The organism is Sphingobium sp. 15-1 (assembly GCF_013375535.1).
GTDB classification, from domain to species: domain Bacteria; phylum Pseudomonadota; class Alphaproteobacteria; order Sphingomonadales; family Sphingomonadaceae; genus Sphingobium; species Sphingobium aromaticivastans.
In genome coordinates, this window is sequence record NZ_JABXJG010000001.1 from 284,172 (window position 1) to 296,158 (window position 11,987).

Sequence of the window (11,987 nt, forward strand, 5' to 3'; positions counted from 1 at the left end):
GCCTTCAGATGGGGAGGATGCCATGCCGCAATTTGTGATTGAACGGGACATGCCGGGCGTCGGCCAGTTGTCGGGCGAACAGCTCAAGAGCGCGTCGCAGGGGTCCTGCAATGTGCTGCGCCAGCTTGGGCCGGACATCCAATGGGTGCACAGCTATGTGACGGACGACAAGATCTACTGCGTCTACCGCGCGCCCAGCGAGGAACTGATCCGCCAGCATGCGGAAATGGCGGGCTTCCCGGCCAACAGCATCGCGCAGGTGCGGGCGACAATCGATCCGACCACGGCGGATTGAGGCGTTGGGATTTGGGTCTGCGCATAGGATCGGTAGAGAGCGGCCTATGAAAATCCCTCGCCCCAACGGGGAGAGGGTTGCGCAGACTTGGCAGCTCGCTGCCTAGTCGTAGCTGGGAGAGGGGGCTGATGCGGTGCCCATCCCCCCTCTTCCAACTCCGCCTAACCCGCTACGCGGTCAAGGCTTCGTATCCTTCTCCCCCAGCGGAGAAGGGAATTAACGTCCGCCACTGGCCCACTTCACCACAGGCCCATCCCAACGAAGCTACTGCCCGAACCCCGCCGAGCGCGCCAACTCCACCGCTTCCCGCGCCGCCGCCAGCAGCGCCCCACTCTTCGCCTCGCATTCGCGCTGCTCATATTCCGCCGTCGAATCCGCGACGATGCCCGCGCCCGCCTGCACATGCATCACCCCGTCCTTCAGCACAGCGGTGCGCAGGACGATGCAGCTATCCATATTCCCATCCGGCCCGAAATAGCCGACGCCGCCCGCATAAGCCCCCCGCGTCTCCGGCTCCAGCTCCGCGATGATCTCGCAGGCCCGCACCTTGGGCGCGCCCGAAACCGTGCCCGCCGGGAAGCCCGCGAACAGCGCGTCCAGCGCGTCCTTCTCGGGCGCCAGCCGCCCCACGACATTGGAGACTATATGCATGACATGGCTGTAGAATTCGACGGTATAGCTGTCTGTCACGGTGACGGTGCCCGCCGCCGCGACCCGGCCCACATCGTTGCGGCCGAGGTCGAGCAGCATCAGATGCTCCGCCCGTTCCTTGGGGTCAGCCAGCAGGCTTTCGCGGTTGGCGGCATCCTCGACGGCATTCTTGCCGCGTGGGCGGGTGCCGGCGATCGGCCGTATGGTGACTTCGCCGTCCCGCGCCCGGACCAGTATTTCCGGGCTTGACCCAATCAGCGCAAAGCCGGGCAGGTCGAGATAATAGAGGAAGGGCGATGGATTGATCCGCCGCAATGCCCGATAAAGCGAAATCGGCGGCAATGTGAAGGGGCTGGTGAAGCGCTGCGCCAGCACCACCTGAAAAATATCGCCCGCGACGATATAGTCCTTCGCCTTGTTGACCATCGCGGCGTAGCGGCCCGGCTCCAGCACCGGCGTCACCGCCACATCGGCAATCTCTGCGGGGGCGGCCTGCGCAGGCAGCGGCGCGGCCAGCCGGGCGGCGACGGCGTCGATCCGCTCCAGCGCCTGTTCGACGGCGCGGTCGGCGTCGGCAAAGCTGTCCTTCCACACCGGCGCCACCAGAAAGAGCGCGTCGGCCAGCCGGTCGAACACCAAGATCACCGTCGGCCGCACGAACAGCATGTCGGGCAAGGCAATCGGATTTTCGGCGGGACGGGGCAGCTTTTCCACCAGCCCGACCGTCTCATAGCCGAAATAGCCGACCAGACAGGCCAGGGCAGGGGGCAACGCCGGATCAAGCTCCGCCCGGCATTCCGCCACCAGCGCCCGCAACGCATCGAGCGCGTCCGCCCCTTCCGGCACGAAGGCTTCCCGGTCGGTCGCCCATTGCCGGTTGATCTCCGCCGCATGGCCCTGCGCCCGGAAAACCAGATCGGGGGCCAGCCCGATCAGGCTGTGGCGACCCCGCACCGCGCCCCCCTCGACCGATTCCAGCAGGAAATCGCCGCGATCGGGCTCGAACAATTTCAGCGCGGCGGAAATCGGCGTGTCGGTGTCGGCTATCTGGCGCCGCCACACCAGCGCGGATTGCCCCGCCGCCAGCGCCTTGCGCGCGCTCTCGATGCCGTCCATCCCCGCCGTTCCCCCCGCAACCATCTTACTGACCGCCATTATTGGCGTTGGCGAGCGCGCGCTGCACGCCGGCCACCGCATTGGCGTTACGCTTGACGCCTAGCTCCTTCTCGACGGCGCGCTCGAACTGCTGGCCATATTCCTGGCCGACGACGTCGCTGAGCTGGTCGCGGACCTGGTTGACCAGCGCCTTGTCGCCGCCCGCGTCACCGCGCTTGATGGCGTTCAACTGCACCACGAAATAGCCGCGATCCTGCCCGGCGGGCAGAGTCTTCACGCTGCTGGGCGCCATGGTGAACAGCATCGCGACCTCGGCGGGCGGACGCTGCCCGTCGCGCATGATGTCGGCGCGACGGCCGCCCACGACCTGCGGCTTGGGCAGGGCGACGCCAGCGGCGGCGACCGCCTCGTCCAGCTTCGCGCCCTTGGCGACCTTGGCGCGGATCTGTTCGGCCAGCGCCTTCGCCTTCTCATTGCCCTGGGCGAGCTTGTACTGCATCGCCACCAGCGCCTTGACCTTGGCGAGCGGCGGCGGCGCTGCGGCCTGAATGTCGCCGGGCGCGGCCAGCGCATAGCGCTGGTCGGCGGCGATCGGGATCAACTGCGCATCGTCATCCTGGCTCATTCCAAAGACGGGGGCGAGCAGCGGCTTCACATCGGCCGGAACCTGATAGGCCGCATCCTCCACCTGCTTGCCGGTGGACACGAGGAACGGCGTGGTCTCCAGCTTCAGGCCGTTATCCTTCACCACTTCCTCGAAGCTGCCGCCATTGGCGACCTGATCCTCGATCTTGCCGGTGAAGTCGTTCAGCAGCTTCTTTTCCTTCTGCGTCCGCAGCGTGGCGACGATTTCGCTCCGCACGGCTTCCAGCGCGCGGGCAGGGGTCGACTTGACCGCCGCGACGCGCAGCAGCACCCAGCCCAGCGAGCCGCGCATCGGGCCGATCAGCTCGCCCTGCTTCGCGGCGAAGCCCGCATTGGCGACGGCGGCCGAAGCGGCGGAGGCCAGCCCCTCGCGGCTCTGGTCCGTCAGCTCGGACACGGAAAGACCCGCGCCCTGCGCCGCCGCGGCGAGCGATTTGCCGCCCTTCACCTGATCGGCAATCGCCTTGGCGCCCGCTTGCGTCGGCAGGATCAACTGCTCGAAATTGCGGCTTTCCTTGGCGGCATAGGCGGCCTTGTTCTGGTTATAATAGGTCGCGATCTCCGCATCGGTGGGCTGCGCCGCCTGGGCGAAGCGCTCGACGTCGATCACGGCATAGCGGATGCGGCGCTGTTCCGGGATGGTGTAGCGCGCGGCATTCTTCTTGTAGAAGTCGCCTAGCTGCGCGTCGGTCGGCTCCTTGATGTCCCTGAACGCGCTGGCGGGAATGACGGCGATGGTTCCCTGGCGCGCCTCCAGCAGCAGCGAGGCATAGGGCAGCACCATGGAGTCGGTCAGCTTCACGCCCAGGCCCAGGGGAGCGAGCATCTGCCGCTCCAATATTTCGCGGCTGATATCGTCGCGCAGCGCTTGTTCGGTGATCCGCTCGCGCAGCAGCAATTGCCGGAAATTCTCCTGGCTGAAATTGCCGGCCGCATCCTGAAAGGCCGGGATCTGCGCGATCTGCGCGTCGACCAGACGCTTGGAGATATGCACCTTCTGGTCGCCCGCATATTCCTTCAGCGTCATCGACGCGACGAGCTGGTCATAAACCTGTGCTCCGCCGCCTTGCGCCAGGAAATCGCTGATCTGAAGCCCCGGATTGGACCGGCGCGCATTTTCGAACACGCGCTGCACCCGGTCCTGCAATTCCGTCATCGTCAGGCGCGATCCGCCCGCCTTGGCCACGGTTTCGCCCGCGCCCAGCGACGTGCCGAACTTGCCGCTGGTGATGTCCCCCATGATGAAGGCGGCCGCGACGATCCCAAGGAAGATCAGCGCCGCGAAAGCGCCGAATTTGGAGTGGATGAAACGGCGAAAGACTGAAAGCATGGAGGAAAGTCCGTAAATGCGGCTTTGATGGCGGCCCGCTTTAAGGGCGGATCGTCGCGTGGGCAAGGGGCGCGACGGGCGCGAGGCTGGACAAATGCCCGTGCGCCGTTCATCGGCTCGGCCAACCCGGCGGTCCTGTTGGAGAGCGGCGCCGTTGGGGACCGTGCAGCAATAACCATAAGGGGAAAGATCGATGGGCAGGCGGAAGCTGGTTGTCGGCAACTGGAAGATGAACGGCCTGCGCGCCCAATTGGGCGAGGTGGAGGCGATCGGCGGCCTGGCGCAGGAGCATCCGGCGGTGGAAGTCGGCCTGTGCCTGCCCGCGACGCTGATCGCAGCGGCGGACGGCGTGAAGGGCGCGGCCTTCGTCGGCGCGCAGGATTGCCATATGAAGGCCAGCGGCGCGCATACCGGCTGCCTTTCCGCCGCGATGCTGGCGGAGGCCGGGGCAAGCTGGACCATTGTCGGCCATAGCGAACGGCGGCAGGACCAGGGCGAAGCCGACGCCGACATCGCAGCCAAGGCGCTGGCGGCGAAGGCGGCGGGGCTGAAGGTCATCCTCTGCGTGGGCGAGAGCCTGGACGTCCGCGACGCAGGCAATGCCGAAGCGGTGGTCTCGGCGCAATTGCTGGCGTCGCTGCCGGAAGGCGCGGCGGCCGATTGGCTGGCCATCGCCTATGAACCGATCTGGGCGATCGGCACGGGCCGAATCCCCACCATGGAAGCGGTCGCCGCGATGCATGCAGCCCTGCGCGCCGCTCTGGCGGGCCGGATCGGCGCGGATGCGGAGGGGATGCGAATCCTCTATGGCGGATCGATGAACGGCGACAATGCGGCGGAGCTGCTGGCGCTGGCCGACGTCGACGGCGGCCTGATCGGCGGGGCGAGCCTGACGGCGGAAAAATTCGCCCCGGTGATCGCGGCGGCGGGCTGATCCTTAACCAATAAAACAAAATAATAAGCCCCTCCCGCTTGCGGGAGGGGGAAGGGGAGGGCGCGAGCGTAGCGAGCTTCTGCCCTATCGGCCAGGTCAGAACCGCCGCTGGCGCGGCGCACCCTCCCCCGACCCCTCCCGCAAGCGGGAGGGGAGGAATAGGCAGGCTCCCGGTTGCCCCCGCGCCCCTTCATCGCTATGTGCGCGGCAACGCACCCCATTACCGGACAGAGTTCGCCCCCATGTTCACCTTCATCCTCGTCGTGCAGGCCATTGTCGCCGCTCTGCTGGTCACCGTCATCCTGATGCAGAAGTCGGAAGGCGGCGGGCTGGGCGTCGGCGGCAGCCCGGCGGGGTTCATGTCGGCGCGCGGCGCGGCGGATTTTCTGACCCGCTCCACCACGATCCTCGCCGGCATCTTCGTGACGCTGTCGGTGGTGCTGGCGGTGATCGCCTCGGTCCAACATCGGCCGAGCGACATCGACACCTCGCTGGTGAAGCAGGCCCCTGCCGCTCCGGCGACCGCTCCGGCTCCGGCAACCGGCAACGATCCGCTGGCCGGCGCGGCGGGTGCAGCCGGCAGCAACAGCTCGAACGGCGCGGTTCCGCTCGCGAACTAAGCCGCTTAGCGATCATTTCGATCTTTTTTCGCACGCGCGATGATTCGCGCGCTTGCCCAACTCGTTTGTAAAAGGCTAAGCCTCTCCTCCCATGGCGCGGTATATTTTCATCACCGGCGGCGTGGTCTCCTCGCTTGGCAAGGGCCTTATGGCCGCTTCGCTTGCAGCTCTGCTGCAGGCGCGAGGTTTCCGTGTGCGCATTCGGAAATTCGATCCCTATCTCAACGTCGATCCGGGCACGATGAGCCCGTATCAGCATGGCGAGGTCTATGTGACCGACGACGGGGCGGAAACCGACCTCGACCTCGGCCATTATGAGCGCTTCACCGGCGTTTCGGCGCGGCAGTCGGACAATGTGACGCAGGGCCGGGTCTATCAGACCATCATCCAGCGCGAGCGACGCGGCGACTATCTGGGCGCGACGGTGCAGGTGATCCCGCACGTCACCGACGAGATCAAGGCCTTCGCCCTGGCGGATTCGGACGACCTCGATTTCGTGCTGTGCGAGATCGGCGGCACGGTGGGCGACATCGAATCGCTGCCCTTCATGGAGGCGATCCGCCAGCTCCATAACGATCTGGGCCGCAATCGCTCCATCTTCGTCCATGTGACGCTGGTCCCCTATATTGCGGCGGCCGGCGAGCTGAAGACCAAGCCGACCCAGCATAGCGTGCGCGAGTTGACGTCGCTGGGCATTCAGCCCGACATATTGCTCTGCCGCTGCGAACATCCGCTGCCCGACAGCGAGCGGAAGAAGATCGCACTCTTCTGCAACGTCCGCCCCGAAGCGGTCATCCCAGCGCTCGACGCCAGCAGCATCTATGCCGTCCCGACGCAATATCATGCCGAGGGGCTGGACGACGAAGTGCTGCGCGCCTTCGGCATCGAAAATGCGCCCGCGCCCAAGCTCGACCGCTGGCACGACATCATGGATCGCCAGCAGAATCCGGAGGGCGAAGTCACCATCGGCGTGGTCGGCAAATATGTCGGCCTGCTCGACGCGTACAAATCGCTCTACGAAGCCCTGCATCATGGCGGCTTCGCCAACCGGGTGAAGGTCAACATCCGGTGGATCGACGCCGAACTGTTCGAGGAAGAGGGCGCAGACATCGCCGCCCGCCTGGAACCGATGCACGGCATCCTCGTCCCCGGCGGCTTCGGCGTGCGCGGGTCGGAAGGGAAGATCGCCTCCGTCAAATTCGCCCGCGAACGCAACGTGCCCTTCTTCGGCATTTGCCTGGGCATGCAGATGGCCTGCATCGAGGGCGCGCGGAACACGGCGGGCATCGAAAACGCCTCGACCACCGAATTCGGGGAAACCAGCGAGCCGGTCGTCGGCCTCATCACCGAATGGATGAGCAAGGAAGGCCTGCAAAAGCGCACCGCCGAAACCGATCTGGGCGGCACCATGCGGCTGGGCGCCTATCCGGCGAAGCTCACCGGCAACAGCGTCGTCGCGGGCATCTACAACGCCACCGACATCAGCGAGCGCCATCGCCACCGCTATGAAGTCAATGCCGGCTATCGCGAGCCGCTGGAAAAGGGCGGCCTGATCTTCTCCGGCATGTCGCCTGACGGCACGCTGCCGGAAATTGTCGAGCGGCCCGATCATCCCTGGTTCGTGGGCGTGCAGTTCCACCCGGAACTCAAGTCCAAACCCTTCGACCCGCACCCGCTCTTCGCCAGCTTCATCGAAGCGGCGGTCAAGCAGAGCCGGTTGGTGTAAGAGAAGCGGGGCCGGAAGGGCCCCGTTTTTCGTTTCGGCTCCCCTATGCGCAACGTGCTCCTGCGAAGGCAGGAGCCCAGTTCCGCCGTTTCGATAGTTAGGCACCGTCTGAACTGGGTTCCTGCCTTCGCAGGAACACGCAGGGAATCACCCCTGAACAGGCGTCAACTTCAACAACCGCCCCTGCGACCCATCCTTCCCATCCTCCAGCAGCCACAGCGCCCCGTCAGGCCCTTGCTCCACCTCCCGGATTCGCGCGCCCATATCCCACTGATCGGCCTTGGAAGCCTTCTCCCCCTCCAGCTTCACCCGCACAAGCAACTGGCTCGACAGTCCGCCGATAAACAGCGAATCCTTCCACTGCGGAAACAGATCGCCCGAATAATAAACAAGCCCACCCGGCGAGATCACCGGATTCCACCAGAGCTTCGGCGCCTCATACCCATCGCCCACCTTATGATCGGGAATATCCCGTCCATCATAATGGCTACCGTTGGAAACCCTGGGCCAGCCATAATTCAACCCCGGCTTGATGAGATTCATCTCATCCCCGCCCTGCGGCCCCATCTCCTGCTCCCAAAGCCGCCCATCCTTGTCGAAGGCGATGCCCAGCAGATTGCGATGCCCATAGGACCAGACCGCCGGATGAAATCCCTTGGCCGCCAACGGGTTGCCCGCCGCCGGCGTCCCGTCCAGATTCAACCGCAACACCTTGCCTAAGGTCGATTTCGGGTCCTGCGCCGGATCGAATTTCTGCCGCTCGCCATTGGTGAAGAACAGATATTTCCCATCCGGCGAAAAGGTGATTCGTCCCGAATAATGGCCATTGCCGTCGACATAGGGGCTGACCCGGAAAATCACCTTCACCCCGTCGAGCTTCGTCGTCCCGTCGCTCGCCTGATGGAAGATGCCGGTGGTGAGCGCCACGCCCTTGCCGCCCCGACCGGCCTCGGAAAAGCTGAAATAGACCTTCTTATTCTCCGCGAAACCGGGCGCCAGCACCACATCCATCAGTGCGCCCTGTCCCGCGCTGTCGACCTTTGGCATCCCCGCGACCGGGATTTTCGTCCCGTTCTTCGGATCGAACAGGATCATCTCGCCCGCCTTCTCGGTGATCAGCATCCGCCCGTCCGGCAGGAAGGTCATCGCCCAGGGAGAATCGAAATCCGCGATGACGGAGGTCTTGAACGGCTTGCCCGTGGCGGCGTTCTGCCCGGTGGCGTTGTCCGCCGAGCAGGCGATCAGGGCCAGCGGCAAGGCGGTCAGGGCGAAATGGCGCATCTTTTTTCTCCTCGTCGGGCGCTGAAATGCCTCGCAACAATTAATGTTGCAGCTTTGCAGCATCGCGCTTATATCGCCCTTGCTTCCTTACATCGTCAAACATGTCGGGGTCGCGGGCTGAAAGCCTGCGGCAACAGGGAAGCTGCACATTTGCGTTTGGAGACACCATGGCGGACATCGCCGTACTGACAGCCCTGATCGAACCGGAGGTAAAGGCCCTGGGCTTTGCCCTCGTGCGCATCAAGCTGTTCGGCTCGGGCGATGACTATACGCTTCAGATCATGGCCGAACGGCCCGAAACGAAGCAGCTCGTCATAGAGGATTGCGCCACCATCTCCCGCCGCCTTTCAGATATTCTGGACGAAGCAGACCCGATTCCGGAGGCCTATCGCCTTGAAGTCAGCTCGCCCGGCATCGCCCGCCCGCTGACCCGCCTCACCGATTTCCTCGAATGGGCCGGGCATGAGGCGAAGATCGCCGCGACCGAAACCGTCTCCGGCCGCAAGAGCTTCCGGGGCGTGCTGAAAGGCGTTGAGGGCGAGGATATTTTGTTCACCGACGCCAAGGCGGGCGACGTCGTCATCCCCTTTGCGCTGGTGGGCGACGCCAAGCTGATACTGACCGACGCGCTGATTGCTGCTAGTATGCCGCTCTCCTCCGATGGGGCGGATGAGTTCGAAACCGAAGAATAAGGGTTCAACGATCATGGCCAACGCCATTTCCGCCAACAAGGCCGAGCTGCTCGCCATTGCCAATTCGGTGGCCAGCGAAAAGATGATCGACAAGGCCATCGTCATCGAGGCGATGGAGGATGCGATCCAGCGCGCCGCCCGCGCCCGCTATGGCGCCGAGAATGACATTCGCGCGAAATTGGACCCGGACACCGGCGACCTGCGCCTGTGGCGCGTCGTGGAGGTGGTCGAGGCGGTCGACGATTATTTCAAGCAGGTCGATCTGCGTCAGGCGCAGAAGCTGAAGAAGGACGCCGTGATCGGTGACTTCATCGTCGACCCGCTGCCCCCGATCGATCTGGGCCGCATCGACGCCCAGTCGGCCAAGCAGGTGATCTTCCAAAAGGTCCGCGACGCCGAGCGCGAGCGCCAGCATGAGGAATTCAAGGACCGCGTGGGTGAGATCATCACCGGCGTCGTCAAGTCCGTCGAATTCGGCCATGTCGTCGTGAACCTGGGCCGCGCCGAGGGCGTCATCCGCCGCGATCAGCAGATTCCCCGCGAAGTCGTCCGCGTGGGCGACCGCATCCGCTCGGTGATCCTGAACGTGCGCCGCGAAAATCGCGGTCCGCAGATTTTCCTCAGCCGCGCCCACCCCGAATTCATGAAGAAGCTGTTCGCGCAGGAAGTGCCCGAAATCTATGACGGCGTGATCGAGATCAAGGCCGCCGCCCGCGATCCGGGCAGCCGCGCCAAGATCGGCGTCATCAGCCGCGATTCGAGCATCGACCCGGTCGGCGCCTGCGTCGGCATGAAGGGCAGCCGCGTGCAGGCCGTCGTGCAGGAAATGCAGGGCGAGAAGATCGACATCATCCCCTGGTCGGAAGATACGGCGACCTTCGTCGTCAACGCGCTCCAGCCCGCGCAGGTCGCTCGCGTCGTCATCGATGAGGAAGAGGAGCGCATCGAAGTCGTCGTTCCCGACGATCAGCTCTCGCTCGCCATCGGCCGCCGCGGCCAGAATGTCCGCCTCGCCAGCCAGCTCACCGGCAAGGCGATCGACATCATGACGGAGGCCGACGCGTCCGAGAAGCGCCAGAAGGAATTCGTCTCCCGCTCCGAAATGTTCCAGAATGAGCTGGACGTGGACGAAACCCTCTCGCAGTTGCTGGTGGCCGAAGGCTTTGGCGAGCTGGAGGAAGTGGCCTATGTCGGCATCGACGAACTGGCCGCGATCGAAGGCTTTGACGAGGAACTGGCGCAGGAGCTGCAAAGCCGCGCCCAGGAAGCGCTGGACCGCCGCGAAGCCGCTGCCCGCGAGGAGCGTCAGGCGCTGGGCGTCGAGGATGCGCTGGCCGACATGCCGCACCTCACCGAAGCCATGCTGGTGACGCTGGGCAAGGCGGGCATCAAGACGCTCGACGATCTGGCCGACCTCGCCACTGACGAGCTGATCGCGAAGAAGCGCGTCGACCAGCGCCGCCGCCGCGAGAATAAGGACGAGGACAAGGGCGGCATCCTGGCCGAATATGGCCTGAACGAAGAGCAGGGCAATGAGATCATCATGGCCGCCCGTGCCCACTGGTTCGAAGACGAGGAAGCGTAAGCCCAGATGCCCTTCGTCGACATCCGTCTGGCCGGAAACGCCACCAAAGAGCAGAAGGCGGCCATCGTCGCTGACGTCACCCGGTCGCTCGTCGAGCGTCTCGGGAAGTCGCCCGCTGCCGTCCAGGTGGTGATTTCCGAGATTTCGACGGAAAATTACGGCGCGGGTGGTCAGCTCATAGCTGACCGCGATGCGCTCAAAGCAGGGGAGGACGCCCATGCTGCGGTCACTTCCCGATGAGAGGTTAAGCTCCAACATCGCCGTTCGGGAAACGTGCTCCTGCGAAGGCACTCGCACGAGACGAGTGGCTCGTAAGAGCCCAGTTCCGAGCTTGCGCGTTCTCGCTACGGTAGAACTGGGTTCCTGCCTCCGCAGGAACACGGCCGCTTGTGGGGAAGGTGTGGCATGACCGAACGCAAATGCATCCTCTCCGGCGACCGCGCCGATCCGGACCATCTGGTCCGGCTCGCCTGCGGTCCGAACGGCGAAATCCTGCCCGACATCCGCGCCAAGGCGCCCGGCCGCGGCGCCTGGATCGGCGTATCCCGCCCGGAACTGGAGCAGGCTCTCGCCAAGGGCAAACTCAAGGGCGCGCTCGCCCGCGCCTTCAAGACTGGCGAGCTGCACATCCCCGACACGCTGCCTGCGCTGATCGAGGACGGCTTGCGCAAGGCTCTGCTCGACCGCCTCGGTCTGGAGGCGAAGGCGTCCATGGTCCTGACCGGCTCCGAAAAGATCGATGTCGCCTGCCGCAAGGGCGACGTCACGCTGCTGCTCCACGCCGCCGACGCGGCCGCCGACGGCAACCGCAAGCTCGATCAGGCTCTGCGCGTCGGACAGGAGGCGGAAGGCACCGATTTGGCGGGCATCGTCTTGCCTGTGGACCGACACGCCCTATCTATGGCAATGGGGCGGGACAATGTCGTCCATATCGCAGTGACCGACTCGCGTGCGGCGTCGCGTCTGCGTGCGGCCATAGGCCGCTTGGAAAGCTATCTGGGTTGCGCTAACGGGGCGCCGGTGCATGGGGAGCGGGACTCCGCTGGTGCGCTGGGCGCCTGACGCAAGCTGTTGGAATATGAAGGCGCCGGCGGGCCTTACCGGCCGGGTTG

At 65.0% G+C, this 11,987-nt stretch carries 11 protein-coding genes; 8 read left to right on the forward strand and 3 right to left on the reverse strand.

Going from position 1 to position 11,987, the window contains the following annotated elements; all coding sequences use genetic code 11:
* Positions 1 to 22 precede the first annotated feature (22 nt).
* On the forward strand, positions 23 to 295 hold the full coding sequence (locus HUK72_RS01310) for a DUF4242 domain-containing protein (RefSeq protein WP_176595183.1): 273 nt from the start codon (positions 23 to 25) through the stop codon (positions 293 to 295).
* A 264-nt stretch (positions 296 to 559) separates the two neighbouring features.
* Here the strand turns inward: HUK72_RS01310 and trpE are convergent, their stop codons facing one another.
* The gene (trpE, locus tag HUK72_RS01315; protein ID WP_176597688.1) at positions 560 to 2,062 is read right to left on the reverse strand and encodes an anthranilate synthase component I; all 1,503 of its coding nucleotides are present in this window, start codon (positions 2,060 to 2,062) and stop codon (positions 560 to 562) included.
* A 25-nt stretch (positions 2,063 to 2,087) separates the two neighbouring features.
* Positions 2,088 to 4,037, reverse strand: coding sequence for a peptidylprolyl isomerase (locus HUK72_RS01320; protein ID WP_176595184.1), 1,950 nt, complete (start codon positions 4,035 to 4,037; stop codon positions 2,088 to 2,090).
* A gap of 193 nt (positions 4,038 to 4,230) precedes the next feature.
* Here HUK72_RS01320 and tpiA point away from each other — a divergent pair, with 193 nt between their 5' ends.
* The 3 genes from tpiA (at position 4,231) to HUK72_RS01335 (ending at position 7,317) form a co-directional block, all read left to right on the forward strand.
* Positions 4,231 to 4,971 (forward strand): triose-phosphate isomerase, encoded by a 741-nt coding sequence (gene tpiA / locus HUK72_RS01325; protein ID WP_176595185.1) that lies wholly within the window; start codon positions 4,231 to 4,233, stop codon positions 4,969 to 4,971.
* 242 nt (positions 4,972 to 5,213) lie between these two features.
* A complete protein-coding gene (gene secG / locus HUK72_RS01330; RefSeq protein WP_176595186.1) occupies positions 5,214 to 5,591 on the forward strand; it encodes a preprotein translocase subunit SecG in 378 nt (125 codons plus the stop codon).
* A 91-nt stretch (positions 5,592 to 5,682) separates the two neighbouring features.
* The gene (locus tag HUK72_RS01335; protein ID WP_176595187.1) at positions 5,683 to 7,317 is read left to right on the forward strand and encodes a CTP synthase; all 1,635 of its coding nucleotides are present in this window, start codon (positions 5,683 to 5,685) and stop codon (positions 7,315 to 7,317) included.
* Positions 7,318 to 7,464: 147 nt separating this feature from the next.
* On the opposite strand, the gene HUK72_RS01340 is transcribed toward HUK72_RS01335, so the two are convergent.
* Positions 7,465 to 8,598 carry a PQQ-dependent sugar dehydrogenase gene (locus tag HUK72_RS01340; RefSeq protein ID WP_176595188.1) on the reverse strand — a complete coding sequence of 378 codons (1,134 nt, stop codon included), beginning with the start codon at positions 8,596 to 8,598 and terminating at the stop codon, positions 7,465 to 7,467.
* A gap of 167 nt (positions 8,599 to 8,765) precedes the next feature.
* Here HUK72_RS01340 and rimP point away from each other — a divergent pair, with 167 nt between their 5' ends.
* From rimP to HUK72_RS01360, 4 genes are all read left to right on the forward strand, one after another.
* A complete protein-coding gene (gene rimP / locus HUK72_RS01345; RefSeq protein ID WP_176595189.1) occupies positions 8,766 to 9,290 on the forward strand; it encodes a ribosome maturation protein RimP in 525 nt (174 codons plus the stop codon).
* Positions 9,291 to 9,303: 13 nt separating this feature from the next.
* Positions 9,304 to 10,875 carry a transcription termination factor NusA gene (gene nusA / locus HUK72_RS01350; RefSeq protein WP_176595190.1) on the forward strand — a complete coding sequence of 524 codons (1,572 nt, stop codon included), beginning with the start codon at positions 9,304 to 9,306 and terminating at the stop codon, positions 10,873 to 10,875.
* A gap of 6 nt (positions 10,876 to 10,881) precedes the next feature.
* A complete protein-coding gene (locus HUK72_RS01355) occupies positions 10,882 to 11,115 on the forward strand; it encodes a 4-oxalocrotonate tautomerase family protein (protein WP_176595191.1) in 234 nt (77 codons plus the stop codon).
* Positions 11,116 to 11,280: 165 nt separating this feature from the next.
* On the forward strand, positions 11,281 to 11,937 hold the full coding sequence (locus tag HUK72_RS01360; RefSeq protein ID WP_176595192.1) for a DUF448 domain-containing protein: 657 nt from the start codon (positions 11,281 to 11,283) through the stop codon (positions 11,935 to 11,937).
* Positions 11,938 to 11,987: the final 50 nt, after the last annotated feature.